This is a genomic window from Polaromonas sp. P3_B1 (genome assembly GCF_056402935.1).
This window is the reverse complement of sequence record NZ_JBFUGK010000031.1, coordinates 32,573-57,815: the sequence shown is the minus strand read 5'-3', so window position 1 is coordinate 57,815 and position 25,243 is coordinate 32,573. Positions and strand designations below refer to the sequence as shown.

General features: G+C 63.9%; 26 protein-coding genes. 4 read left to right on the top strand and 22 right to left on the bottom strand.

Features of this window, described 5'->3' with window-relative positions; genetic code table 11:
- Positions 1-25 precede the first annotated feature (25 nt).
- The 9 genes from AC1DXS_RS17665 to AC1DXS_RS17625 form a co-directional block, all read right to left on the bottom strand.
- On the bottom strand, positions 26-1,729 hold the full coding sequence (locus tag AC1DXS_RS17665) for a ShlB/FhaC/HecB family hemolysin secretion/activation protein (protein ID WP_477738785.1): 1,704 nt from the start codon (positions 1,727-1,729) through the stop codon (positions 26-28).
- Positions 1,730-2,039: 310 nt separating this feature from the next.
- Complete coding sequence (locus tag AC1DXS_RS17660; RefSeq protein WP_477738778.1) at positions 2,040-2,519, bottom strand: nucleoside 2-deoxyribosyltransferase domain-containing protein; 480 nt, start codon at positions 2,517-2,519, stop codon at positions 2,040-2,042.
- A gap of 78 nt (positions 2,520-2,597) precedes the next feature.
- On the bottom strand, positions 2,598-3,656 hold the full coding sequence (locus AC1DXS_RS17655; RefSeq protein ID WP_477738777.1) for an NUDIX domain-containing protein: 1,059 nt from the start codon (positions 3,654-3,656) through the stop codon (positions 2,598-2,600).
- Between the two features lie 15 nt (positions 3,657-3,671).
- Positions 3,672-5,372, bottom strand: coding sequence for an NAD+ synthase (locus AC1DXS_RS17650; protein ID WP_477738776.1), 1,701 nt, complete (start codon positions 5,370-5,372; stop codon positions 3,672-3,674).
- Positions 5,373-5,379: 7 nt separating this feature from the next.
- A complete protein-coding gene (gene pncB / locus AC1DXS_RS17645) occupies positions 5,380-6,573 on the bottom strand; it encodes a nicotinate phosphoribosyltransferase (RefSeq protein ID WP_477738775.1) in 1,194 nt (397 codons plus the stop codon).
- Between the two features lie 69 nt (positions 6,574-6,642).
- Positions 6,643-7,134 (bottom strand): NADAR family protein, encoded by a 492-nt coding sequence (locus AC1DXS_RS17640; protein WP_477738774.1) that lies wholly within the window; start codon positions 7,132-7,134, stop codon positions 6,643-6,645.
- A 70-nt stretch (positions 7,135-7,204) separates the two neighbouring features.
- Entirely contained in the window at positions 7,205-8,068 is an 864-nt protein-coding gene (locus AC1DXS_RS17635) for a cysteine hydrolase family protein (protein WP_477738773.1), read from the bottom strand.
- Between the two features lie 82 nt (positions 8,069-8,150).
- Positions 8,151-9,083 carry a diacylglycerol kinase catalytic domain-containing protein gene (locus AC1DXS_RS17630; RefSeq protein ID WP_477738772.1) on the bottom strand — a complete coding sequence of 311 codons (933 nt, stop codon included), beginning with the start codon at positions 9,081-9,083 and terminating at the stop codon, positions 8,151-8,153.
- Positions 9,084-9,107: 24 nt separating this feature from the next.
- The gene (locus AC1DXS_RS17625; protein ID WP_477738771.1) at positions 9,108-10,163 is read right to left on the bottom strand and encodes an SPFH domain-containing protein; all 1,056 of its coding nucleotides are present in this window, start codon (positions 10,161-10,163) and stop codon (positions 9,108-9,110) included.
- Between the two features lie 120 nt (positions 10,164-10,283).
- Here AC1DXS_RS17625 and AC1DXS_RS17620 point away from each other — a divergent pair, with 120 nt between their 5' ends.
- Positions 10,284-11,000, top strand: coding sequence for an NUDIX hydrolase (locus tag AC1DXS_RS17620; RefSeq protein ID WP_477738770.1), 717 nt, complete (start codon positions 10,284-10,286; stop codon positions 10,998-11,000).
- 8 nt (positions 11,001-11,008) lie between these two features.
- On the opposite strand, the gene AC1DXS_RS17615 is transcribed toward AC1DXS_RS17620, so the two are convergent.
- Positions 11,009-11,554: a DUF4291 domain-containing protein gene (locus AC1DXS_RS17615; RefSeq protein ID WP_477738769.1), complete on the bottom strand. Its 546-nt coding sequence runs from the start codon at positions 11,552-11,554 to the stop codon at positions 11,009-11,011.
- A gap of 62 nt (positions 11,555-11,616) precedes the next feature.
- Positions 11,617-12,180: an RNA 2'-phosphotransferase gene (locus AC1DXS_RS17610; RefSeq protein ID WP_477738768.1), complete on the bottom strand. Its 564-nt coding sequence runs from the start codon at positions 12,178-12,180 to the stop codon at positions 11,617-11,619.
- Positions 12,181-12,451: 271 nt separating this feature from the next.
- Here AC1DXS_RS17610 and AC1DXS_RS17605 point away from each other — a divergent pair, with 271 nt between their 5' ends.
- From AC1DXS_RS17605 to AC1DXS_RS17595, 3 genes are all read left to right on the top strand, one after another.
- Entirely contained in the window at positions 12,452-12,985 is a 534-nt protein-coding gene (locus tag AC1DXS_RS17605; protein WP_477738767.1) for a thioredoxin family protein, read from the top strand.
- Between the two features lie 62 nt (positions 12,986-13,047).
- On the top strand, positions 13,048-13,791 hold the full coding sequence (locus AC1DXS_RS17600) for a response regulator (RefSeq protein ID WP_477738766.1): 744 nt from the start codon (positions 13,048-13,050) through the stop codon (positions 13,789-13,791).
- Positions 13,788-15,125 carry an ATP-binding protein gene (locus tag AC1DXS_RS17595; RefSeq protein WP_477738765.1) on the top strand — a complete coding sequence of 446 codons (1,338 nt, stop codon included), beginning with the start codon at positions 13,788-13,790 and terminating at the stop codon, positions 15,123-15,125. The genes AC1DXS_RS17600 and AC1DXS_RS17595 overlap by 4 nt, the downstream gene beginning before the upstream one ends.
- 64 nt (positions 15,126-15,189) lie before the next feature.
- Here the strand turns inward: AC1DXS_RS17595 and AC1DXS_RS17590 are convergent, their stop codons facing one another.
- The 11 genes from AC1DXS_RS17590 to flhD form a co-directional block, all read right to left on the bottom strand.
- Positions 15,190-15,615, bottom strand: coding sequence for an organic hydroperoxide resistance protein (locus AC1DXS_RS17590; RefSeq protein WP_477738764.1), 426 nt, complete (start codon positions 15,613-15,615; stop codon positions 15,190-15,192).
- A 286-nt stretch (positions 15,616-15,901) separates the two neighbouring features.
- The gene (locus tag AC1DXS_RS17585; protein WP_477738763.1) at positions 15,902-16,033 is read right to left on the bottom strand and encodes a hypothetical protein; all 132 of its coding nucleotides are present in this window, start codon (positions 16,031-16,033) and stop codon (positions 15,902-15,904) included.
- 15 nt (positions 16,034-16,048) lie between these two features.
- Positions 16,049-17,827 carry a cytochrome c biogenesis protein DipZ gene (locus tag AC1DXS_RS17580; RefSeq protein ID WP_477738762.1) on the bottom strand — a complete coding sequence of 593 codons (1,779 nt, stop codon included), beginning with the start codon at positions 17,825-17,827 and terminating at the stop codon, positions 16,049-16,051.
- Positions 17,828-18,140: 313 nt separating this feature from the next.
- Positions 18,141-18,596: a hypothetical protein gene (locus tag AC1DXS_RS17575; protein WP_477738761.1), complete on the bottom strand. Its 456-nt coding sequence runs from the start codon at positions 18,594-18,596 to the stop codon at positions 18,141-18,143.
- Between the two features lie 13 nt (positions 18,597-18,609).
- On the bottom strand, positions 18,610-19,533 hold the full coding sequence (locus tag AC1DXS_RS17570) for a hypothetical protein (protein ID WP_477738760.1): 924 nt from the start codon (positions 19,531-19,533) through the stop codon (positions 18,610-18,612).
- 249 nt (positions 19,534-19,782) lie between these two features.
- Positions 19,783-21,855: a chemotaxis protein CheA gene (gene cheA / locus AC1DXS_RS17565; RefSeq protein WP_477738759.1), complete on the bottom strand. Its 2,073-nt coding sequence runs from the start codon at positions 21,853-21,855 to the stop codon at positions 19,783-19,785.
- Positions 21,856-21,892: 37 nt separating this feature from the next.
- Positions 21,893-22,273 (bottom strand): response regulator, encoded by a 381-nt coding sequence (locus AC1DXS_RS17560; protein WP_477738758.1) that lies wholly within the window; start codon positions 22,271-22,273, stop codon positions 21,893-21,895.
- Entirely contained in the window at positions 22,273-23,205 is a 933-nt protein-coding gene (gene motB / locus AC1DXS_RS17555) for a flagellar motor protein MotB (RefSeq protein WP_477738757.1), read from the bottom strand. Before motB ends, AC1DXS_RS17560 begins: the two co-directional genes overlap by 1 nt.
- Before the next feature lie 33 nt (positions 23,206-23,238).
- Entirely contained in the window at positions 23,239-24,102 is an 864-nt protein-coding gene (gene motA / locus AC1DXS_RS17550) for a flagellar motor stator protein MotA (RefSeq protein WP_477738756.1), read from the bottom strand.
- Between the two features lie 54 nt (positions 24,103-24,156).
- Positions 24,157-24,786 carry a flagellar transcriptional regulator FlhC gene (flhC, locus tag AC1DXS_RS17545; protein ID WP_477738755.1) on the bottom strand — a complete coding sequence of 210 codons (630 nt, stop codon included), beginning with the start codon at positions 24,784-24,786 and terminating at the stop codon, positions 24,157-24,159.
- 45 nt (positions 24,787-24,831) lie between these two features.
- Positions 24,832-25,179 (bottom strand): flagellar transcriptional regulator FlhD, encoded by a 348-nt coding sequence (gene flhD / locus AC1DXS_RS17540; RefSeq protein ID WP_477738754.1) that lies wholly within the window; start codon positions 25,177-25,179, stop codon positions 24,832-24,834.
- Positions 25,180-25,243: the final 64 nt, after the last annotated feature.

Genomic DNA, 25,243 nt, shown 5'->3' with positions numbered 1-25,243 from the left:
CGTGGATCACAAAAAATGGAAAGCGTTAGAACGAAGCGCTGAGGCTCACGCCCACGGTGCTGTTGGCGGTGCGGAAGAATTCGGGCTTTTTGACGGGTGCGCCGATGAAGAAGTCGTACTGCAGCTTTTTGAAACCGCCGCGCACGCCGATGACGGCGCCCGTCAGCCGCTTTCCCGCCAGGAATTCGCTGCTGGGGCCGCCGACTTCGCCGTGGTCCAGGCCGATGTAAACCTCCTGGCCGGTATCGCCCAGCGCGGTGCTGAGTTCGTTGCGCAGCAGCCAGCCGCGTTCGGCACTCAGCGACGACTCGCCGTCAAAGCCGCGCACGGTGTAGCGCCCGCCGATGGAAAAGCGGTCTTGCGGGGTCAGGGGCGTGCGATTCTGCTGCAGTCGCCAGGCGGCGCTGTAGCGCAGGCCGATACCGGCCAGCTTGAAGGGCCACTGAAGGTTGGCGTCGGCGTTGATGAGGGCAAAGCGCGAAGTGCCTTCGCCAAATGCTTCTTCGGGCGCAGGCAGCGAGCCGAAAGCGCCTGTGCCGCGCCTGTAGGCCAGATTGCCTTCGAGCGTGGCCTGGCCTATGAACTCCTTGTGGCCGACACCCAGTTCCCAGCCGCCGACCACGCGACGCTGAACCTCGACTTCGGTATCGTCAATAAAGTTATTGGAACGGCGCTGGAAGGCCTTGGCGCTGACGGTGGTCTTGCGGCTGGCGTCCCGGTAGACGAGACGCGAGAGCTTGAGTTCGGCGTTGCTGCTGGTGCCGCGGTAGACATAGTCTTGGGTGAGGCCGGCGACGCTTTGAAAGTAACGGTTGTCGCTGACGGTGGCGCCCAGCGTCCAGTAGCCAAAAGGCACGGAATAGTGGACCGTGGTGCCGCGCGTGCCGCGGCCACCCGCGTCACCGCCGCCCAGGTCGGTATTGAGCGACACGTAGAACAAGTCGTTGAGCGTCCACCAGTTGTCGTAGGACAGCGTGATGCCGCCCTGGTATTTGCCGGTAGCCTTGGAGCCGCTGTCGTCGGCGAACACCGAGAGGCGAAACGGAAAGGCCTGCTTGTAGCTGATGACCAGGTCGCTTTCGCCGGGCCGGGCTTCAGGCGTCTTCGCTTCCTCGATCTGGATGTCGGCCTCGGCCGTGGGCACGCGCTTGAAGTTTTCCAGGGCTTGCTCGATGTCGCGAAGATTGAGCAGGTCGCCAGGCTTGGCGGGCAGGGCCGTCCAGGCATTGCCGCGCGCATCGCTGCCTTCCGAAAACCGGACAGCGCGTATGCGGCCGGGAATCAGCGTGAGCGTGAGGACACCGGTTTTGAGGTCTTGCGGCTCGGCGAGCACGCGCGTGGTGACATAACCGCGCGCAATGACGGCGTTCTGGACGCGCTTGATCACGATGCCGATACTGTTTGCGCCCAGGCAGCGGCCCACCGGTGAATCCTTGGCGTCCGGCCCCGCTGCGGCATCGAGCGCCCAGGCGAACCGGGACGCCAGCGCGGCTTGCTCGCCCGCAATGATCCGAAGCGTAAGTGTGTTGACCGGAAAGCACGGCGACTCCGCAGCGGGTAGCCTTGCATTTTCGGCCTCGGGCGCGTTTGGAAGGCGTACATCGGGCGCCCGCTCCTGCTGCTCGCGCAGCAAGCGCTCACGCTCCTGGGCACGGCGCTGCTCCTGGTCAGCGCTGGTTTGCGGCGCGGGCTGAGCAAGCGCAGGTCCCGCCAAGGCGGCCAAAACCAGGCCGGCGCACAGCTTGCGCGAGGTGATCCATGATTTGGCGAATTTTTTGGTGCGCCCTGGCACCTCCCCGAGTGATACACCCAAGTCATCGTGTGGCTTGGCCAATCACGCTCTCCCTGATTCATTGTTGTTGTCGCCAGGCCGTGCGCCTGGTGTTACCAAGAGTTTAAATTTGAAGCGGCGAAATGTAAGAACTGTTACTTGAGAGAGCTCTCAAGTGTTGGTTTTTAGGCCAATGTCGTGCGAATCATTAGGGCCCTATCAAAACCGGGCGTTGCCGACTCTTGCTGCCCGTAGCTGATAGAGACAGCTATTCCAACGCGTGACGCGAAGACAAATAAGCCCGGATTTCCCGACCAAGGTCTTCAAGCGCCGCGACCATGGGGATGTTGTAGCGCTCACACACAACATCGACGTTTCCCTTGCGCCAGTAACCCGGAGGGCAGCAGACAACCGCCTTGCGTCCCCGGGCCGCGAGGCCGAGTTCCAGCAAGGTGACGGGGGCTTGTGATTGCGGGGCAAAGTAGAACGCGATCATCCCCGCCGCTTCCATCGCGGCCAGCTCCCATTCGACCTGTTCGCGAAACGGTGGAAAGCCGGCTTCCGCCAACCAGCTTGAATCCCATTGCGCCCGGCGAGGGTTGAGCAAAATTCCGGGGCAATCCGCAAGAGACAAGGCCAGTTCCGCTTGCCAGTCAACGCTGTGCCCCAGGTCGATGGAGCCGGCCAGGAACACCGCCTTGTCAAGAGGCAGGGTTGCAAGAGGGGTGGGTGGCTGGATGAGCTGCATTAATCGTCAAGAGTCGTCAGGCGCTAGTGAAGGCCAAAGACCAACGCACATGGAAGAGATTGCCACGCGCGGCACCGTTCAAATGCGGTCCGTCAACGAAAAGAAGAAATCCAGCATATGGAAGTGATCGTCATGAAAGCGATCCTCCATGGCGGCCAGTTTCTCGATCGGCACCCACTCCACCGCCGCCGCATCATCCGCGGCCTGCACTTCAGGCAGGCTGCGCGAACCTAGGTCGAAGAAATGCGCGTGTGTGATCACGCGGCCGCGCAGGCTGCGGTCCGGGTGGTCAAACACATGGACGGCTTTCAAGGCGTTTTTCATGTCGCCGGCCAGCAAACGCAGCTGGGTTTCTTCTTCGAGTTCGCGCAGGGCTGACTGGTACACGGTTTCGCGCTGCTCTATGAACCCGCCCGGCACCGCGTACAAGCCCTTGCCGGGGGAACGCCCGCGCTGGATCAGCAGCACACGGCCGCTGCATTTGACGACCGCATCCACCGTCACAAAAACCGGCGCATAGGGCGCGCCTGCCCACTTGGCCTTTTCCTGTCTAAGGCTCTCCCACTCCTGCGCGAGTTCATGGAAATAAGGCAAGGCCGCCCAGGTGCGAAGAAATGCAACGGTGCTGGCCGGCGCCTGGCTCACCAGGGCGGCAAGCGCCGGTTCCAGCGCCGCACCGGCATTGCCGAAATAGGCGTCACGCAAAGCGCTGGCGTCGATCCGGCCTTGCGATTCGACGGCATCAAGCGTCCAGCCGGGGAAATTCTTCAAGTACTCGCTGGTCGCATCCTTGAAATGCCCGACGAGCACAGGGGACCCAGCCTTGTCGCCGGCCAGTTCCGCCACGCCGTGCTTGACCGCCGATACCCAGCGCTCGGGGTCATAGTAATCACGCACCGGCAAAAAACGGACCCTGTCCCTGTCCGCCTCGGGCAAGGCCAGGCGAATCATCTCCGCCCGCTCCTGCCAGGTGAAGGGGTTCTTGGGCGTGCGTGCCTGGTAAGCCGAGCCCAGCACCACGATGCACAGCGGTGCCACTTCCAGCGCCCGGCGCAGCAGCGCAAGTTGACCGTTGTGGAAAATCTGGAAGCGGCCGATGTAGACCGAGACCTCGTGTTGTTTGGAAGTTGATGTCATGGGAGCCTGGTCAAGCTAATTAAATTTGGCGGCAATCGGCATCTGGCGGCCTGAGCCGAAAGCCCGTGCGCGCAAACGGATGATGGGGGGCGCCTGACGGCGCTTGTATTCGTTGCGGGCGATCATGCCCTTGATGCGTTCGACCATCGCGAAACCCTCGGGCTCATTGCGAAGCTGTGCAACAAAGGCAAAAGCTTTCTCATACTCCCATGCGGCCAGGCGCCGGCCCTCGATCAAAAGCTTGAGCACTTCGTCGAGCACCGGGTAAGGCGGCAGGCTGTCCACGTCCTTCTGGTCGGGCGCCAGTTCCGCCGAGGGGGCCTTGTCAATGATGGCCTGCGGAATGATTTCGGTGCCCGCGGCTTCATTGAGATGGCTGGACAAGGCGAAGACCTCGGTTTTGTAGAGATCGCCGATCAGGCCCAGGCCGCCGTTGGTGTCGCCGTACAGCGTGCAGTAGCCCACGGAGATCTCGGACTTGTTGCCGGTGGTCAGCAGCAGGTGGCCGAAGCTGTTGGAGTATTCCATCAGGATGGTGCCGCGCGCACGCGCCTGCAGGTTCTCCAGCGCGATGCCCTGCAGCGCCTGGCCGAAGGCGCTTTCAAAGCCGCCGGAAAATTCGTTCACGATGCCGGCGATGGGGTGGTGAAGCAGCTCCACCCCCAGGTTGCGGCACAGGATTTCAGAATCGTCGACCGAGCCGGCCGACGAGAAGCGTGACGGCATGGTGATGGCCGTCACATTGGAGGGGCCCAAGGCTTCAGCAGCCAGTGCCAGTGTCAAGGCTGAATCAATGCCGCCCGACGAGCCGATCACCGCACGGCTGAAGCCGCAGCGGCGCGCATAGTCTTTGAGGCCCAGCACAATCTGTCGCCGGTAAAACGCCATGGTCGAAAGGCCCTCCATCGGAACGGCGGCGGGCGCGTCCCCGGCCAGCGTCAGAAAGCGCCCGTTCTCAAAGCGCAGGGTGGTCACGTCTTCGGCGAAGCGCCCGGCCTCAAACACCACGCCGACCTGCGGCTCCACTGCGAAGGACGCGCCGTCATACACCAGCTGGTCATGGCCGCCCACCTGGTTGACATAGAGGATGGGCAGCTGGTTGCGTTTGCTGGCGGCACCGAAGATCTGGTGGCGCTGCTCGCGCTTGCCGATGTTGGACGGGCTGGCGTTGATGGAGATCACCAGGTCGGGCGCGGCATCGCGCATGCGGTCGAACGGGTTGATCGCATAGTCCAGGCCGTCGTCGTTCCAGCCGTCTTCGCAGATCAGCACGCCCACCTTGGCGTCGCGTATGCGCAAGACCTTGGCCACGTCCTGGCCGGGCTCGAAATGCCGGCGCTCGTCGAAGATGTTGTAGGTGGGCAGCAGCTGCTTGGCGTATTCGAGCAGCACCTCGCCTCCCTTGATCACACACAGGCTGTTGCGCAGCTTCTTGCCCGGCGCTTCGCGGCGTGCGGGCAGGCCTATCACCCAATAAAGATTCGGGATCTGGCGCGAAGCCAGCAGCAGGTCCTGCAGGGCCGCATCGACGCGGTCCATAAAGCCCTCTTCTTCCAGCATGTCGCCCGGGTAGTAGGCCGTGAGCGACATCTCGGAGAAGACAACGATGTCGGACTGGTCGGTCCAGGCCTTGCTGGCGGCCGCGACCATTTTGGACACATTGCCGGCAAGGTCGCCGATGGTGAAGTTCAGCTGGGCAGCGGTGATTTTGAGCATGGCGTCCTTAAACCTGCGCGGGGAAACGGAAAACCTGGCGCAAATAGGCCAGGAAGGTCTGGTCGTTGCACAGCGTCTTGCCCGGGCTGTCCGAGAGTTTCGCTACCGGCCTGGCATTGGCGCCGGTCAGCTTCATCACGATGTTCAGCGGCGTCAGCCCGACGTCGTTCGTGAGGTTGGTGCCTATGCCGAAGCCGGTTTGGGTGCGCGCGGCAAACGCGCGGTACAGCTTGAGCACGGTCGGCACATCGAGCCCGTCCGAGAATACCAGGCGCTTGTTCTGCGGATCGACCCGCAGCTTGGCATAGTGGGCCAGGGCTTTTTCGCCCCAGGCAAACGGGTCACCCGAATCATGGCGCAAGCCGTCGAACAGCTTGGCGAAATAGAGATCGAAATCCGCCAGGAAGGCGTCCATGCCGACCACGTCCGTCAGCGCCACACCGAGGTCGCCGCGGTACTCCTGCACCCAGTCTTCCAGCGCGGCGCGCTGGAAGTCGCGCAGCGTCATGCCCAGGGCCTGGTAGGTCTGCAGGTATTCGTGGGCCATGGTACCTATGGGGACCAGGCTGAGCTCCTTGGCCAGCAGCACATTGGAGGTGCCCTTGAAGTACTGCGGAATTTCGCGCTTGAGTGTGGTGACCACCTCGGTCTGCCAGTCGCGCGAGAAGCGGCGCCGCACACCGAAGTCAAAAAACTCGAAGGGGTTGCGCAGCGCAGGTTCTTTTTCGAAGGCGCGCAGGATGTCTATCTTGTCCTGCAGGCGCTTGCGGCCCTCCACAAGTGCGGCGGCCTGGTCGAAGCGACGGAAGTACAGCTCGTTGACGATGGCCAGCACAAAGATTTCAAAAGCCATGGTGTGCACCTGCGGGCCCACGGCCTTGATCACCAGCGTAGGGCCCTCGGCCGTGGCGGTGATGAATTCGCGCTGGAACTGAAAGAGGCGCAGAAAGTCCACAAAGTCGCTCTTGATAAAGCGAAGCCCTCGCAGGTAAGCCAGCTCTTCGGGCTGAAAGCGCAGGGTGCAGAGATGGTCAAGCTGCGCGTTGACTTCGCCCAGCAACTCGCTCAGTGGATAGCCCGGCTGGTTGCGGCAGACGAAGGTGTATTCCGCCTCGGTTTGCGGATGCCTGTGCAGCATGGTTTGCCACATGGTGAACTTGTAGAGGTCGGTATCGAGCAGGCTTTGGATGATGGGTTGCATAGTGGCTTTGTTTGTGGAAAGGGGCTACTCAAGCGCCGGCTTGGAGGGTTTTCAGGATTTTCGCGCCGCTCACGCCGGCATAGCCTTCAGAGCATCCCGGACTCGGGTGAGCACACGGCCTAACTTGTTTTGACCCTGCCATTGCTGGGGGTCCAGGCAACGAGGGTCGGACTCTTCCAGGCCGATGCCCCATATGGCGTCATCGGGAGCTGCCTCGACCAGGAGGGTGTCGCCGGTGGCCAGAAGGGCTGCCTTGCGTTCTGCATCCTGAGAGAACTTGGCAAGCAGGCCCGGGAACATCAGGTCTTCCGCCTGAGCTTGCCAGACAGCCTCGACGTAGCCCTTGACCTGGCGGCCAAGCGCCTTCTGCTTGCGGGGGTTGGTCTCAGCCATGATGAGCTCCGCGGTTGAAAGGTCCTCAAACAGCATTGCCTTCGCAAACATCATGTACTGCTCACTGCAGTTGAAGGTCCGGCCATCGACGACGAAGTCGCCCCGGTTCCAGTTGCTGAACACCTCGTTCGTTCTCCAGAAGAGAGTCATGCCTGCAACAGTTCGCATAGTTGTCTTTCTTGAATCGGCTATAGATCAGCTTGCATGAAGGGCTTTGTCACGAGGAAGAAAGCCCCGTTCATGCGTTGGCTTGCAGGGTGGCCAGCATGGCCGCGCTGGTCGACAGCACCGCGCCGCGGGCGGCCATGTCGTCCAGGAAGGCCTGGTGCTGCGCTTCAAAACCGCCGACAGGGCTCATGCAGTCGGTCAGCAGCACCACCTTGCCTGGCTTGCCGGAGGGCAGGTTGGCGACGATGTGTTCGGTGGTCGCCTTCACGCAGTGGCTGCTGGCTTCACCGGCGATGATGAGCGTGTCCGCCTGGTCCAGCGACGCGATCAGGGTCGTGTTGAGCTGCGTTGCCGGGTCTTCCGCATCCGGCACCTCGGCCTGCATGGCGCTGTAGTGTTCCGTCCAGGGGTTGCTGCCCTTGCTGATCTTTTGCACCATGGCCAGTCGGCTGTCTTCCCAGCGGTTGTAGGCGGCCTTCACGGCGGGGTGCACATTGTGGCCCCAGCTGCCGATTTCGCAGTGCACCGGCCAGACCATCAAGGTGTAGCGGCCGCGCCGCTCGAGCTCGTCGATATAGGCCAGGGCCCGGGGCAGCATGGCCGTGTCTTTGGGCACATAGTCGCCCTTGCGCACCTGCGCGGCGGTAATTGCCGTGAACGGCCCCACGGCCGCACCGGCGCCGGTTTGCCAGAAGGTCGGGTGGGCGATGTCAAACCTGTGGTGGGAATCCAGCGTCACCGCGATGGCGGAGAGGCCGGAGGCGCCTTCGCGGATCAGCCCGGCCAGGCGCAGCATGTCCGCATGGGCGCCCGCCACCGGCAGGGCCGGCGATGTGGTTTGCCCCGTCACGGGATCGACGGGCAGCCAGTCGGCCGGCAGGTCGCAGAAGTCGTTTTGCGGGTCGATGATCAGAAGCTGGATGTTTTTCTTCATGGTGTCCTCCGTTGGGATTGATTGAGGCTGATTGGGGTTGATTGGTACAGTGCCGCTGATTCTCGCAGCAGCCGGTTTACCGTTATTCCACCAGGACGCCCCGGGTGGCGCAAACGCCGATGCGGGCTTCCATGCCGGCAGTAAACCGCAGGAAGTCCGATTCCATGCCGTCCGAAAAAATCACGCCGTTGTCCGGCATGCGCGAGCGCAAAGTCAGCACCTCCGTCTCCTCGATCGCCCCATAGAGCAAGGAAGTCTGGGTGGCCCGGCTGGCAAAAGGCTCGCGCACGGCGAAAATCAGGTGGTCGGTGTCGCGCGGCATGGGCTCGTAGCCCTCGCCGTGCCCATAGCCCGCGGCATTGGCAATGCCGACGGAGCCGGTGACGATGCTTTTCAGCCAGGCCGTGGAGCCCAGCCCGGTCGAGACAATCAGGCCTGAAGACGACTGCGCTTCCTTCGTGCCGCGGAACTCGATGTCGTAAAGCGCCGAGGTGTGACTTTTCGGGCCTATGAAGAGGTCGTTGACGCCCCGCAGCACCTGCCCGTCGGACAGCCTGGCCTCCGCCATGGTGACCAGCGAGGTGGCGCGGCTGCCCTTGGCAACCCCGGGCAGCACCGAAGCAAGCTGCGAGGGCTCAAACGGCAGCAGCACACCGTCCCAGCGTTTGGGCTCCGGGTTGACGCCCACCAGCGGCTGGCCGTTCAGGTACTTCAGGGTGTTGGCGACCATACCGTCCTGGCCCAGCGTCACCACGATGTCGTCGGCCGCAAAGATGTAGTTGGTCAAATGCGCCCGATCGATGATCTGGTAGCGGCCCCAGGCCTGCAGCGCTTCAGCGACCACCCGCAGACTGCGGGCATAGGCCTCGTTCTCGCGCAGGTAGTCGCTGAAGTCGGCGCCCAGGTGCTCCAGGTAGAACTGCGCCTGGCCCAGGGTCTGGTAGCGCGCCACCAGCTCTTCGAGCCGGGTCTGGCGTGTGACCAATACCACCTTGCGGTTCTCGGCTGCGGACATGCTGCTTTCCTTTCCTGCTTTCGATTACTTACGGGCCGCTGCCACCTGCGCGGAACGGGCTGCGCTGTTCACACCGGACAGCAGCGAGTTCAGCAACTCGGGCGACATATTCAGCTGCCCTATCTTCTCGGCCTTGTCGGCAATGCCGCCAAAGGCCTGGGCGATCAGCTGGGCCGGGTCCATGCCGGCGGAGGCCAGCGCCTGGATGGTGCGAGGGTCCACCGCCTGGAAGGTCTTCATGATGGCGTCCAGCCGGGCGGCTTCCGCTTCGGCCAGGGTGCGCGAGTTGGCGGCCTGGCCGTTCACGTAGAGCTTGCGCTTTTCCTCGAGCGCGACATCCGAATCCATCTGCTCGGTGCGCAGGGCGTTTTCCTTGCGCATCACCGAAGCCTTGGCGGCCATCTTGGCGTCCTCGATCTGGCTGCGCTTGTCTTCCACGGCGACTTCGGTGTCCAGCTCGTTCTCGCGGATGGAGCGCTCGTTCTGGACCGCGGCCATGCGGCGCAGGTAGATCGCGTCGTCGGCGGCCTTGAGGTTGGCCTCGCGCGATTCGGCTTCCAGGGCGCGGGCGATGTCCGGCGTCGGCTTGATGGCCAGGATGGAAACACCCAGGACCTGCAGGCCCAGCGCGGCAATCTCAGGCTGCGCGCCCAGGCTGGCTTCGGCATGGCGGGCGATTTCGGCCGAGGACAGCAAGGCTTCCTTGAGCGCCAGCGCCTGGACTTTCTGCTGGATGATGACCTGGACCTGCATGCCGACGCGGTCGCCCAGCTTGAGCGGATCATCCGAGGCATAACCCTGGCCGTTGGCCTTGAGCGAGAAATCCATCAGGCGGGCCGTCAGCTGGGGGGTTTTGACCTGGTAGGTGACCTGGCCCTGCACCGTGACGTTCTGGAAGTCGGAAGTCACCAGGGTCAGCATAAAGGGGTGGTGGGCGCTGGCCACGGGCACCGCGACCACGGTGGAGGTGGGTGCGTAGTAATAAAAAGACTGGCCCGCGCCCTCCCGGACCACTTTGCCCTTTTTGAACTGGATCAAATGGACCGTGGGCTGTGACTTGATGAACCGGATACCTAACATGGTGCATTCTCCTTCTGGTTGACTGATTCGCTACTTGATCGTCAGTAAGTTGTACTGAACAACCTATTTATAAGTTGCATAATACAACTTAATTCAAGTTTGTCAAACAGGAATGCAGACATGGCCACCAAAAAGAGCACCCTGAGCTTTGAGCGACCGCTGACCACCGTGGACATCGTGATCTTCACGGTGCTCGACGAGCAATTGCAGGTCCTGCTGGTCCAGCGCCCGGGTGGGCCTGAAGAGCCCTACCCGAATGCCTGGGCCCTGCCGGGCGGTTTTGTGGACGTGGACAAGGATGATTCGCTGCTGGCTTGCGCCAAACGCAAGCTGCTCGACAAGACCGGGGTCAAGAGCCCCTACCTCGAACAGCTGGGCAGCTGGGGCGGCAAGACGCGCGACCCGCGCGGCTGGTCGGCCACKCATGCCTACTTTGCGCTGCTGCCCGCCGATTCCGTGAAGCTGGTGCAGGACGAGGCCAAACCCGCCAAATGGCATCCGGTCGATGAACTGTCGCCGCGCAAGCGCTTGGCCTTTGACCACGGCGACATCCTGCAGGCCGCGCTGGAGCGCTTGCGAAGCAAGGTGGAATACACCTCGCTGCCGGCCTTCCTCCTGCCGGAGCCCTTCACGCTGCCGCAGCTGCAGAAGATGTATGAAGTGGTGCTGGGGCGGCCCATCGACAAGAGCGGTTTTCGCACCCGCGCCCTCGCGGCGGATTTTTTAAAGGAAGACGGGTCCCTGGACGTCGGTTCGCCCCGGCCCGCCATGGGCTACCGGCTCAAGGACCGCAGCGCGGTGATGTATTTCCCGAGGACCTTCAGTCCGCGCAGCTAGGCAGGCATTCAGCGTGCGGCTCGGCTGGCATAAACCGTTTCGACCGGCAGCAGCAGGGTCGGGTCATCATCCGTGGCATGCGGGCGCTGTGATGCGACGAAGTCGCTCATGTCGATCACCTCCAGCAGTTCGTCCGTGGCCATGGCACGTAGAGCTTCTCCGCGCAAACCAAGCTGGATAGCCCGGCGGGCCAGCTTCGCTCCCGATGGTGCATGGTCCGGATCCCACTGGCGCCTGACGTTCGAAGCCGCCACGGCAGCCTGCCAATCCTGCGGGCTGGCGTAAGTCCCGCTGTCGAAAGTGGAAGGCACGGCAGCCTCGAGCAAGGAGTCGAAGAACGTTCGCCTCAGCCTCAAACCCAAAACCCCCTCCTGCCCGTCCTTGGTGCCCCAGCCTGACCGGTACATCATCCACAGGAAGTTGGGCTTGATCCAGCTCATGCGGCTGAAGCTGAAGTCCGGGCCGCCCAGCTGCCCATGCTTGATGGCGTATACGGTCGTGCTGGGTCGATAGGCCTGGTAAACGACGATGGTCTCCGCGTCGTGGTGCGCCAATACATGCTGTCCCTCAGTTGGCCATAAGCGCCGCTGTTCTATGTGGGGAGCGGTAGCCAGCTTCACTCAAGGCTCCCGGCTTCGACGACGCGGAGGTAGACCGCCGGCACGTGGTCGGTCAGCCACACATGGTTGTCCGATCGAAAGAACGCAAAACCCTGGGCCGCCATCCGCTGGGCGTCAACGGCGAGTAGCACCGGCTGGCCGTAGCGCCGGCCCACGGCAGTAGCGGTCTCACTGCTTTCGCTCAGGTGCACATGATGGCGCTGGCGTTTGCTCAGGCCTTCGGCCAGTATTGCCTCCAGGAAACGCGACGCGGTTCCGTGAAACAGCCTGGCCGGCGGCGCTACAGGCGGCAAGCCCAGTTCAATCTCGACGGAGTGGCCCTGGTTGGCGCGTATGCGCAGCCCGTCTTCGCTGAACGCGAAACGCTTTTTATCGCTGGTTCTGACGACCTCTTCGAGCAAGGCACGGGAAAGCGTGTGCCCCGCAGCCGAGGCTCTGGCGAGCAGTTCGTCGACACCGGCCCAGCCGGCGGCATCAAGCTCAAGCGCTATGGTGGACGGTTTGTGCCGCAGCACCAGGCTGAGGAACTTGCTGGCCGCGGTGAGTTGTTGTGATGTCATGCGATTTCCTTTTATTGTTATTTTCACGGATAGGTTGTCTTGAACAACCTATATGGTTGCATAATACAACCAAACAAGACAAGCCGCAAACATTTGTCCAATTCCCATCGGTTTTTGTATTCCACTGTATCCGCGCATCCCTCCGATACCCGGCCATACGCACCGGCCCGGGCAAGATACACCAGGGATACCTCGCGGCCTTCCAATGCCTGCATGGGCAGCTGGATTCTTCCAATGCCGCGTTTCATCCCTCACTACCCAAGGACTGACCATGACCGCTCGCCGCCAATTTCTGGCCACCGCTGCCGCCGCCACAGCCGCCGCCTTTGCCATGCCTGATGCTTCGGCTTTCTTTTCGCTGGGGCGCACGCCCACGGCGGCGCCCGAGTTCGCGGGCATAGACACTTGGCTCAGTTCGGCGCCGCTGCGCATGGCCGAGCTGCAGGGCAAGGTGGTGCTGGTCGATTTCTGGACCTACACCTGCATCAACTGCCTGAACCACCTGCCGGCCGTGAAGTCCTGGCATGAGAAATACAAGGACAAGGGCCTGGTCACGGTGGGCGTGCACACGCCGGAGTTCGCGTATGAAAAATCGACGAAGAACGTGAAGGCCGCGATGGAGCGCCTGGGCATACAGCATGCCGTGGCGCAGGACAACAGCTACGCCACCTGGCGCGCCTTCAGCAACAACTACTGGCCGGCCATCTACCTTATCGACAAAAAGGGCATGGTCGTCTACAGCCATTTCGGCGAAGGGCGTTACGCCGAGACCGAGAAGACCATACAGGCGCTGCTGGCCCAATAAGGCCAGCGCCTTACCGGCCCCGGGGGCACAATGCCGGGGTTGGGATTTTTTCCAGGACAGCCATGCAGCAGCAGCCAGACCACATCCTCATTGTTGACGACGACCGTGAAATCCGGGAGTTGCTGGGCAGCTACCTCGAGAAAAACGGCTTGCGCGTGACCAAGGTGGAATCCGGTCGGCACATGCGCGCCGCGCTGGAGAACGCTGCCGTGGACCTGATCGTGCTGGACCTGATGCTGCCCGGCGAGGACGGCCTCACCCTGTGCCGCGACCTGCGCGCCGGCAAGCACAAGGCCATTCCCATCCTGATGCTGACCGCGCGCAACGAGGAAGCCGACCGCATCCTGGGCCTGGAGATGGGCGCGGACGACTACCTGGCCAAGCCCTTCGCGGCGCGCGAACTGCTGGCGCGCATACGCTCGGTGCTGCGCCGCACGCGCATGCTGCCGCCCAACCTGCAGGTGGAGGAACCGTCCCACCTGCTGAGCTTCGGCGACTGGCAGCTCGACACCACCGGCCGCCACCTGCTGGACGCCAGCGGCACGCTGGTGCCGCTCAGCGGCGCCGAATACCGGCTGCTGCGCGTCTTCCTGGACCATCCGCAGCGCGTGCTGAACCGCGACCAGCTGCTCAACCTCACGCAGGGGCGCGACGCCGAATTGTTCGAGCGCTCCATCGACCTGCTGGTGAGCCGGCTGCGCCAGCGCCTGGGCGACGGGGCGCGCGAGCCGCGCTACATCAAGACGGTACGCAGCGAGGGTTATGTGTTCAGCGCCGCGGTGCAGGGCCGGGCGGAGTCCGCATGACGCCAGCCCACCCAGGCGCCCGGCCGCGCTGGCCGCACAGCCTGTTCGCGCGGCTGATGCTGATCCTGCTGCTGGGCATACTGGCGGCCCAGGCCATGTCTTACCTGCTGGTGATGTATGAGCGCGGCCTGGTGGGCCGCGACCTGATGCTGGACAACCTCGAAAAAGACATCACCAGCTCCGTCGCCATCCTGGACCGCGTGCCGCCGGCCGAGCGCCCCAACTGGCTGCCGCTGATAGACCGCAAGAACTACCGCTACCAGTTGGACGGCGGCATCACCGAGCCCGGCGGCGACAACGAGATCGTCGCGCGCGTCAGCGCATCGATCGCCAATGCGGTGGACAAGCGTTACCAGGTCACGGTCAATGCGATCCCGGGCGACCCGAAGCGCGTGCACATCCACCTGCGCCTGAGTGACGGCGCGCCGGTGACCATCAACCTCTGGGCCGCGGCCACGCCGATCTCGCCCTGGCTGCCGGCGCTGCTGCTGCTGCAGCTGTCGCTGCTGGCCGTCTGCGCTTTTTTTGCGGTGCGCATCGCGACCCAGCCGCTGCGGCGCCTGGCCCATGCGGCCGATGCGCTGGGTCCTGACCTCAAGGGAACGACGCTGCCCGAAGGCGGCCCGACCGAGGTGGCGCGCGCCTCCAGCGCCTTCAACGCCATGCAGCGGCGCATTGCCGGTTACCTGGCCGAGCGCACACAAATCCTGGCCGCCATTTCGCACGACCTGCAGACGCCCATCACGCGCATGCGCTTGCGAACCGACCTGATGGACGACGAAGAACAGCGCGGCAAGCTGCAGCACGACCTCGATGAAATGGTGGCCCTGGTGCGCGAGGCGCTGGCCTATGCGCGCAGCCTGCATGGCGCCGACGAGGAAGCACGCAAGGTGGACCTTGATGCCTTGCTGGACACCCTGCGCTGCGACTACGAGGACGCCGGCAAACAAGTCACGGTGAGCGGGCGGGTCGGCCGACCCGTGATGAGCCGGCCGCTGGCGCTGCGCCGCATCCTGACCAATCTCAGCGACAACGCGCTCAAGTTCGGCAAGGAAGTCGAGCTGGCCGTGCAAGTCAAGGCCGACCAGGCCATTGAGATCTCGGTGCTGGACCGCGGGCCCGGCATCCCGGAGTCTGAGCTCGAGGCGGTGCTGCAGCCGTTTTATCGCGTGGAAAGTTCCAGGAACCGCGATACCGGCGGCACCGGCCTGGGCCTGGCCATTGCGCAGCAGCTGGCCGCATCGATAGGAGCCCACCTGAGCCTGGCCAACCGCACCGGCGGCGGGTTGGCTGCGCGGCTGGTGATGCCCGCTTCTTCGCCCGCTGAACCCTGACATCAAAAGAGCCGACCTGCCGATCACTCAGGCAGGCCGGCTTGGCCGTGCGCACTATGCAGGTTTAAACCAGGTTGATCTCCACATCGATATTGCCGCGCGTGGCCTTGGAGTAGGGGCACAGCTGGTGGGCGGCATCCACGATGCTGCGCGCCGTCGCGCTGTCCAGCCCCGGAAGCATGACATTCAGACGCGCCTGCAGGAAGAAGGCCTCGCCAGCCGTACCCAGGTCGACCTCGGCATCGACGGCCACGCCCACCGGCAGGCTGACTTTCTGCGCGGCGGCGGCACGGCCCATGGCGCCTATAAAGCAGGCAGACCAGCCGGCGGCGAACAACTGTTCGGGGTTGGTGCCCGCGCCTGCGCTGCCGGGTGGCGAGAGCTTGATGTCCAGACGGCCGTCGGCGCTGCGGGATTCGCCGTTGCGCCCGCCGGTGGTGTGGGTCTTGCCCGTGTAGAGGACTTTGTCGAGCAGGTTGATGGTGGTCATGGTGTTTTCCTTTTGGAAGTTAAAAAAAATGCGTCGAGAAAAGCGCCCCTGGCATTCGCGAAGCACAGATGAATTACAAGGCGCCGGTTTGTCGGCGATATCTTCGCAACGCAATGTTCTGTACGCGCAGGGCTGCTGGACACACTGCGGTACAAATCTCCGGCCCGGTGTTCTGAGGTCCGCTGGCCCCCACCCCCGCCCTCCCCCAGTGAGGGGAGGGAGCAAGAGTGCAGGTGAATTGCTCCTTCCTCCGCTGGGGGAAGGTGGGGATGGGGGCTGGCGGCGCTCAGCCCTGCCTGCGGCCCGTGCGCCAGACGACGGCCGGGCGAGAACTGATGCATTGGCAGTTGATCGGGTTGCGCAGCTCATGCGCAAAGCCACCCGCCAAAAACGTCAAGGCCATCCAGAGTTTTTTCATGCTCGTGGGATCGGTTCAGCCAAACGTAAAGGCATACACATGCGCGCCGGGATCCAGGAACTCGATCTCGAACAGATGGTCGCCCGCCGTGGCCGGCAGCCTGACCAGCTGATACAGCCGGTGCGCGTCAATCACGCCGCTGCCGTCCGCCGCGATGTCGGTGCCGTGGCTTTGGGCCGGCGGCTGCCCATCGACCCGCACACGAAAGCGCACCGGCCCCGCGCCGGCCTGGCGACCCAGCACCAGGTGCAGGTCGCGCGCGCGAAAGCGGTAGGCCAGGCGCGCGCCCGCCTGCATCGCCGCGGCGCGCTCGGCCTCCACCGTCCAGTGCCCGCCCAGCGTCCAGTGGTTCAGCGCCACGCTCGCGGCCGGCTCATAGCGCTGAGCACGGTCGGGCACAAGACCGCCGGCGGGCACGAAGTTGACGGCGCGCTCATGGCCCACATAGGTTTCGCCGGACAGCACGCGGTCGCCGGGCGCGGCCTGCACGCCCTCGCCTCGCACTTCGACCAGCCCGCCGTCACCGCGGCCCTTGCCGTTTCTCTCGGCCAGCAGCTTCTGGATCAGGCGCTCCGAGGCTTCATACTGCCCTTCGCCAAACACCTGGTGCCGCACCTTGCCCTGGGCATCGACAAAATACAGGGCGGGCCAGGCCTGGTTCTCAAAACCGCGCCAGATCGCATGCCCGCTGTCGATGGCGACGGGGTAGCTGATGCCCAGATCCTTGACGGCCCTGCGCACATTGTTTTCGTTTTTCTCAAACGCGAACTCCGGCGAATGCACACCGAGCACGACCAGGCCGGCATCGCGGTATTTGTCGGCCCAGGCGCGGATGTAGGGCAGCGTGCGCAGGCAGTTGATGCACGAGTAGGTCCAAAAATCGACCAGCACCACCTTGCCGCGCAGGTCCGCACTCGCCAGCGGCAGCGTGTTGATCCAGCCGGTCGCGCCGGCCAGCGGTGCGAAGGTGCTGTCCTGCCAGGCTGCGGGGGCCGGCGCAGTTTCGGCTTTTGCGGCGGCGAGCGGAACGGCGTCGGTCACAGTCATGAGCCCATCGCGCGGCGCCTGCGTTTGAAAGACATTGATCAGCGTTTGCTCAATCCTTGAGGTGCTGCCGAGCGACAGCTGGCTCAAGAGTCCGGTGTCCAGCCCCGTGGCGATCAGCGCCACACCGGCCAGCACCGCCGCGCCCATGCCGCGCCGCGCCCACTGGCTCACGCCCAGCGAACGCCGAAGCAAGCCATACACACGCCCGCCGACCAGCAGGGACAAGGCCAGCGAGGTGGCCGCGCCGCCCGCATAGGCCAGCAACAACAGGGAGGTGCCTGCGTTGGCGCCCTGGATGGCCGCGCCGGTGAGGATCAGCCCCAGCACAGGCCCGGCGCAAGGCGCCCACAGCAAACCCGTGGCCACGCCCAGCACCAGCGATGAAACAAAAGACCCGTCCCTGGCTGCTTCACCGTCACGGGATTCAGCGATGCGCGCGCCCAGCGCCACCAGCGGCCTCGCTGCGCGGTCAGCCAGCCCTGGAAACATCAGCGTCAAGGCAAACGCGGCGAGCAGCCCCAGCGCCGCGAAACGGCCGTACTCATTGGCCTCGACTGCCCAGCCGCCACCGACTGCCGCCAGCGTGGCCACCGCGGTGAAGGCCAGCGCCATGCCCAGCAGCATGGGCAAACCATTTTGCAGAAAAGGCCGGCCGGCGCGCGCCAGCACAAAGGGCAGCACCGGAAGAATGCAGGGGCTGACGATGGTCAGCACGCCGGCGGCAAAGGCAAGAATGAGAAAGCTCATGGTCGGGCGGTTTCAGGAGTGGGCACCCCGTGATTGAACCGCCGCGGCGTATCTCCGCTGTGTCGGCGCGGCCGCCTTATGGCATGCGGCTGTATCCGCAGACCGGGCGGATACATAGACATACAAATCCCTGAGCTACAAAGCGGATCAAGCCTGTGCGCCACATCAGTGCGCGCAATCCTGAGTGTTTTTAATCTGCGCAAATCTGCGTAATCTGCGGATGAATTTTTCTATCCACAGATTTCACAGATTTGCGCAGATTGAAAACAGAAAACCCGCGGTCATGGCGGCGGCGCGCGGCGGCGCCTTCGCATCAAGGAGGAGGTGGTGGCGGAGCCGGCGCAGCCGCTCCCGCCGGCGGGGCGTCCGCCTTGCGGTCGGCCTTGATGGCGTCATTCAGGCCTTTGAGGGCGCCCAGCACACCCCTGGCATCGCCGATCAACACGGAGCCCGCAAGGGTCAACAGGCTGGTGACGACGGTCAGGCCCTTCTTGATCTTGTTGATCTGTTTGATGAAGTCCTTGCCTTTTTTCGACGCTGCCTTCAATTTGGCGACGGCCGCAGCGGTGTCTTCGCCCAGCAAGCCTATGCTGTGCGCGACCAGCGAGGTGTTGGCAGCCCCCAGCTGGACCACCAGGTTCTGCAATCGCACGGTGTCCGGATCGCCCGGATTGGCGTCAAGGTAGTCCTGCAGCTGTTTTTTGGCTTCGACCACCGCTTCGCTGAGCGCGATGTAGGCTTCCAGTTCTTGTTGCGTTGCGTTGGGCATGGCAGGCTCCTAGTCAGATTTTGTTGATGCTGTTGCGCAGGTCACGGGCCTTCTTGATGAAGTCCTTGAGCGCCGCAAGCTTGTCGGGCTCGGTTTTCGCATCGAAGTTGTCGATCAGCTCCTTGTGCGCGAGCACCAGCGCATCGCTGGCCGCCCCGAACTTGGCGATCTTGTCTTCTTCGGCCGCGATTTCCTGCATGTTGGCGCGGTACTGCGGCTGCAAAAGCCGATAGGGAACGGCCCGGCTGCGGTTGGCCGCCGTAGCCACGGCATCATTCGGGACGAGCACATAGGTCGACTCCCTGACTAGGAACTGTTCGATGCGGGTGGTGTCGTTTTTGTAGTCCGTCAGGATGGACGGATACAGGCGCGTCACATACGTCTTCATGGCCCCGACCGTGACGGCCAGCGGCTCTTGCGCCTCCACCAGGACCTCCTTGCTGACCTTGGTGATCTTGCGGCCCAGCACCAGCTCCACGATGCCCGAGGCAAGCTTGCCGGCTGCCCCCAGTGCGTTGGCATTGAAGATTTCGTCACCCCCTTTGGTTTTGAGTTTGGCCGCGGTGTCCGCCAAGGTGCCGATGTCGGCCGACAGGGCATCGGCCTTCAAGCCGGCGAGCTCCACCAGCACCGCACCGTAGCCGTCCACTACCGTCGCGAACTCCAGGGCGGTTTCCTTTTTGTCGGCCAGCGGCTTGCACTCCACGACCGATTTCTCCTGCAGCGCCTTGTAGTCGTAGGGGCCGGTGTGCAAAAGCGTTTCCCCCGCCTTGGTCTTCAGGCAGGTCTTCTCCATCCCGTCGACAAAAGGCCGGTAAGACGCCGCGAGCGCCGAAGCGCCGGTGCCGAAAGTCGCCACCGGCTTGAGGTTCGAGCATGCCGTGAAGAACGGAAAAAGCGAAAGTGCAAGCAGCACCCTGGCGTAATGCAATGTCATGTTGAAGTCCCTCCTGGCTTTAGTTTGGGACTTCAACGCCCCTTGCGTACGGGGGTTTGCGAGTAATGCATATTGAGGATGCGGCTATGCTGCACAGCGCTTCCACGCGCGCGGCAACGCGTGCCGCTGCGGCATTCCTGCAGTTCGGCCACCGGGCCGGCGCCGAAAGTGGGCACTATTCACCAGTTTCGCGGCGCGGAGGATTTCAAAGCCCGGTTGCAGCGGGCTTGCGTTTGCCAGGCCGCAGGCTCAAGCCGCCATGGCCGCCTCAATGGCGCGCGATGCAGCCGCGGCCGCTGCAAGTGCCGGGCGGCCCGGGCTGCGCTGGGCCGCCTTGTCGCGGTTGGCGCGCTGCACGGCCGCCACGTCGATGATGAGCGCTACATTGCCGTCGCCCAGGATGGTCGCGCCGGAAATGCCGGGCACCTTGCGGTAGTTGGTTTCCAGGTTTTTCACCACGACCTGGTGCTGGCCCACCAGCTGGTCGACCAGCAGCGCGAAGCGCGTGCCGTCGGCCTGCACGATGACGGCGATGCCCTGGGTGGGCACGCAGACCGCGCCGGCCACGTCGAAGAGCTTGTGCAGCTCGAGCAGGGCCAGGTATTCGCCGCGCACATGCATGACGTGTTCGTCGGCGGTGATGGAGTGCACGTCCTTTTCCACCGGCTGCAGCGATTCGATGACGTAGTTCAGCGGCAGGATGTAGACCTCCTCGCCGACCTTGACCGACATGCCGTTCAGGATGGCCAGCGTCAGCGGCAGCACGATGCGTATGGTCGTGCCCTTGCCCTGCACGGAGGCGATCTCCACATGGCCGCCCATTTCATGGATGTTGCGCTTGACCACGTCCATGCCGACGCCGCGGCCCGACACATCGGTGATCGCTTCGGCGGTGGAAAAACCCGGCGCGAAGATCAGCTGCCAGACGTCCTCGTCCGGCATGCTGTCACTGACGGCCATGCCCTGCTGCAGGGCCTTCGCCAGAATCTTTTCACGCACCAGGCCGCCGCCGTCGTCCTTGACTTCGATCACGATGCTGCCGCCCTGGTGCTGGGCCGACAGCGTCAGGCGTCCGACCGGGTCCTTGCCGGCATAGGCGCGGCGTTCCGGCCCCTCGATGCCGTGGTCCAGGCTGTTGCGCACCAGGTGGGTGATGGGGTCGATGATGCGCTCGATCAGGCTTTTGTCGAGTTCGGTTTCCTTGCCGACGGTCACCAGTTGCACCTGCTTGCCGAGCTTGGCCGAGAGGTCGCGGATCAGGCGCGGGAAACGGCTGAACACATAGTCCATGGGCATCATGCGTATCGACATGACGGATTCCTGCAGGTCGCGCGCATTGCGCTCGAGGTGGCCCATGCCGCTGAGCAGGCGCTCGTGCAGCACCGGGTCGAGTTGGGACGCGGTCTGCGTCAGCATGGACTGGGTGATGACCAGTTCGCCGACCAGGTTGATGATCTGGTCGACTTTTTCGACGTCCACGCGTATGGAGCTCGACTCTTTGTTCTGCACGGCGGCGGCCGGAGCGCCGGCGTTTGCGGCGGCCGATGCGGGCAAGGCCTGGCCCTGCGCCGCAGGCACGGCAGGTTCAACTTGCGGTGCCGCGACCGGCTGGGCTGATGCGGTGGGCGCGCCCTCTTCATGAATATCGATCTGCTCGGCCTCGATGATGAAACAGCAGACCGCGATGACGTCGTTGCCGTCGCAGGCGGTCTTGAGCCAGATCGTCAGGCTGCCCTCCTCCTGGGTCTGCGCCGTCACCTGGCCCAGGTTGGCCATCTCTTCGCTGAGCAGCTTGCAGTCGTTCTCGGACACTTTGGAAAAGCGCACCTTCAAAGTCCGTTCCACCGCAGGTCCGGCCTCCGCCGCGGGCTCGGCCTGCTTCACTGCCACGGGCGCCGGCGGTGCGGCAATGACAGGCGGCGCGGGCGGCGTGCCGCCGGCTTCCAGCGCGAGCTGCTGCAGCACCGCGCAAATCTCGGCCACCATGCCGGCTTCGGGCTCGGTGCCGGCCCGGTAGGCGCTCAATTGTTGTTGCAACACGTCCTTGGTCTCCAGAAAGGCATCCATCATCTTGGTATTGAGTTTGAGTTCACCGTGGCGCGCCCTGTCCAGCAGGTTCTCCAGCAGGTGGGTGGTGTCGGTCAGCGCGACAAAACCGAAAGTGGCCGCGCCGCCCTTGATGGAATGCGCGGCGCGGAACACCGCGTTGAGGTGTTCGCCGTCCGGCGCCTCCAGGTCCAGGCCCAGGAACAGCTGCTCCATCTCGGCCAGCAACTCGTCGGCTTCTTCAAAAAATGTCTGGTAGAACTGGGTGATGTCCATGGGAAAGGTTTCTTTTTCGTTGAGTGCCGCGCCGGCCTCAGGCCCGCGCCGGGCTCATCAGGCTGCCCACCACGGCCAGCAGGGTTTCGGGCTCTATCGGTTTGCACAGCCAGCCGGTGGCACCGGCCTGCCGGGCGTCGGCCTTGCTGGCTTCGTTGCTCAGGGTACTGAGCACGAGGATGGGCAGGCCTGCGGAATCGGGCAACGCGCGCAGCCGGCGCGTGAGCTCGCAGCCGTCCATGGGCACCATGGTCCAGTCGGTCAGCACCAGGTCCACGGATTTGCCCGCGAGCTGCTCCAGCGCGGCCTGGCCGTCGCCGGCCAGCAGCACCTGGTAGCCGCCTTCTTCAAGCACGGCGGAATTGAGGTGGCGCATCACGGCCGAGTCATCGACCACCAGGATGGTTTTTTTGTTCATCAGCTGCGGCTTTCAGGTTTGGCGGGCGCCGGGTTCAGCGCCTGCGGCCTGCCCGCGCCCCCGGCGGTTTTGCCGCCTGCAAGATAGGGCGCAGTGGCGGTCGCGGCATTGCCGCTTTCGATGTCGGCCTGGGCGCGTTTGTTCAGCACCAGGATGCTGATGCGCCGGTTGACGGCCGCATAGGGGTCATCCTTGTTGAGGTGCACGCTGGAGGAGACGCCCATGACGCGCAGGATCTTGCCGTCCTGCATGCCGCCGGCCGTCAGCTCGCGCCGCGAGGCATTGGCCCGGTCGGCCGACAGCTCCCAGTTGCTGTAGGACTTGTCGCCCTGCGAGTACACGGTGGCGTCGGTGTGGCCCGAGAGCGTGAGCTTGTTGGGCTGCTCGTTGAGCACCGGGGCGATCTCGCGCAGGATGCTGCGCATGTAGGCCACCACCACGGCGCTGGAGCGGTCGAACATGGGGCGGTTGTTGCTGTCCACGATCTGGATGCGCAGGCCTTCGGGCGTGATGTCGATCAGCAGCTGCGGCCGGAACTGTTTGAGCACCGGGCTGGACTCGATCATGTTGTCCAGCCGCTCCTTGAGCGCTTCGAGGCGTTCCACGTCGTTCGGGTCCTTGTCGCTCTCGTTCGCGGCCTGCCGGACTTCGCCGTCCGATCGGCTGTAGTCGGAGCCGCCGCCGGGAATCACGTTGGTGCTGTTGCTGCTTTTTTTGCCCCCGGCCAAGGCCACCCTCAGCGGCATCTTGAACTGGTCGGCGATGCCTTCGAGCTGCCGGGGCGATGAGATGCTCAGGATCCACAACACCAGGAAGAAGGCGAACATGGCCGTCATGAAGTCGGCGAACGCGATCTTCCACGCGCCCCCGTGATGAGCCGCCGCCTTCACGGGACGCCGTATGACGATGATTCTTCGCGCGGTCTCGCTCATGGAGATTCCATTGACTTGCGTTCACCGGCCGCCTCAGCGCGCCTTGACCTCGCGCACGTGGCCGTCCAGCTCGATGAAGGACGGCCGCTCGGTCGAATACAAAATCTTGCGGCCGAACTCCACCGCCAGTTGCGGCGCGTAGCCGTTGAGGCTGGCCATCAGCGTGACCTTGACGCACTGGTAGGCCTTCAGCGACTCCGCCACCTTGTGCTCGATCAGCGTGGCCAGCGGCGACACAAAACCGTAGGCCAGCAGGATGCCCAGGAAGGTGCCGACCATGGCGTGCGCAATCAGCTGGCCCATCTCGGCGGGCGGCAGGTCGGCAGAGGCCAACGCATGCACCACGCCCAGCACGGCCGCCACGATGCCCAGGGCCGGCAGCGCGTCGCCCACGCGCGCCAGGCTGTGGGCCGGCACTTCCGCCTCGTGCTTGTAGGTTTCAAGCTCGTGCTCCATGAGCTGCTCGATCTCGAAGGGGTCGGTGTTGCCGCTCACGATGAGGCGCAGGTAGTCGGTGAGGAACTCCAGCACACGGGCGTCGGCAAGGATCACCGTGTAGGGCGCGAACAGCGGGCTGTTGTGCGGGTCGTCGATCTCGGACTCCAGCGCCATCATGCCGTCCTTGCGGCCCTTGGACAGCAGCACGTAGAGCAGGGCCAGCAGCTCCATGTAGAGCGCCTTGTCGTGCTTCTTCGAGCTGGCCAGCAGTTTGGGCAGCTCTTTCAAGGTGGCGCGTATGGTGCGGCCGTCGTTGCCCGCGACGAAGGCGCCCACGGCGGCCCCGCCGATGATGAGCAGCTCCAGCGGCTGGTAGAGCACGCCGAAGTGCCCGCCCATCATGGCGTAGCCGCCGAAGACGGACGCGAGGACGACGAGGTAGCCAATGATGACGAGCATGGAGATTCCTGCGGATCGGTTCGGACCGGTAAAAGAAAAAAGCCGCCCCGCCGCTCAGGCGGTGCGCGAGCTGTTCATCACATTGGCAAGCCACTGCGAAGAAGAAATCGCGGGCGTTGCGCCGGCGGCGGCGGGGGCGCCGTCGCCGCTGCCTTCACGCCTGGCGCCTGCGGGCCGGGTCTTGCCGGCGCGCGAAGGCGGGCGGCACAGCACGCACACATAGTTGCTCTGCGAGTCATGCGCATGGGCGACAAAAAGCCCGGTGCAGCGCGTGCAGGTGCTCAGCTGCAGCATGTCGCTGTCGAAGAAGCGCACCAGCGTCCAGGCCCGCGTGAAGTCCAGCACCGGCTCGCCGCCCTGCTGCTGCACCTGCTCGATGTACAGCCGGTAGCTCTTGATGATGGCGTTGATGCGCGTGCAGCCGCCGTGGACCACCATGAAGCGGTAGATGTTGTAGAACATCGACGAGTGGATGTTGGACAGCCAGGTCATGAACCAGTCCGTGGAAAACGGCAGCAGGCCCTTGGGCGGCGAGGTGCCCTTGAGCTCCTTGTAGAGCTTGATCAGGCGGTCCCGGCTCAGGCTGGTTTCAGCCTCCAGGAACTGCAGGCGGGCGCCCAGCTTGATCAGGTCCATGGCCAGGTGGATTTCCCTGGCCTCCACGATGACGCTTTTACCGGCCATGGCGGTTTTCGGGCGAGGAATGCACAGGGGCGGGAATGTGAGCCATCAACGCACCGCCTCAAGCTGCTGGCCCGACAGCAAAATCGAGGCATGCGCCTGCTGCAGCGCCGGGTTCTTGCCCTCCAGCGTCAGCGCCGACAGCATGGGATGGTCGTCAAAACGGAAACGGCACAGCAACAGGCTGGAGCCCGCCAGTTTCACGATCTGGGAAAGCGACAGGCTGCCCAGCAGGTCAGCCAGTTCCCGGCTCATACCCAGCCGGTACATCGCCAGTGCAATGTCCTCCGTCACCAGCCGCTTGGCGAGCAGCAGGTAGGCCAAATTCAAATCGCCAATGTCGTTGGCGGTACCAGTGTCAATCACGTTGCGTTCCTGTTCTTTCAAAATTTGCATGTCAGCGGCGACTGCGGGATCCATCACCATCAATTTCGTCACCCAATACTGATTTATTGAGATG